The sequence below is a fragment of the Mycobacterium ostraviense genome, assembly GCF_002705925.1.
Classification (GTDB): domain Bacteria; phylum Actinomycetota; class Actinomycetes; order Mycobacteriales; family Mycobacteriaceae; genus Mycobacterium; species Mycobacterium ostraviense.
The window spans coordinates 1-274 of record NZ_NKRE01000153.1 but is presented as its reverse complement, the minus strand read 5'-3'; the positions used below and the strand labels follow the sequence as shown (position 1 = coordinate 274).

At 66.4% G+C, this 274-nt stretch carries 1 protein-coding gene; it reads left to right on the top strand.

The features are described from left to right. Window positions 1-31 precede the first annotated feature (31 nt). Window positions 32-274, top strand: a 243-nt coding sequence (locus CDN38_RS33775; protein WP_204903271.1) for a hypothetical protein, incomplete at its 3' end; no start/stop codon positions are given.

Genomic DNA, 274 nt, shown 5'->3' with positions numbered 1-274 from the left:
GTTCGCTTATTACGGCGCCTCGCAGCTGGCCGTGGTCGATACTGCCGCCGGCAGCGTGCGTCCGGTGGGACAGCCGGCGTTGTTCAACGACGTCAGCGCTGCACCCGATGGCGTGCATGTACTGACCGAGTCGATCAAAGCACCGTATTCGCATGCGGTGACCTACCAGCGCTTCGCCAACGACGTGGCCGTGCTGGACATCAGCAATGGCCGCAGCACGCCGATCGCCAGCCTGCCGCTGGCCGACCGCGTGCCGGTGCACGGCGTACCGGAA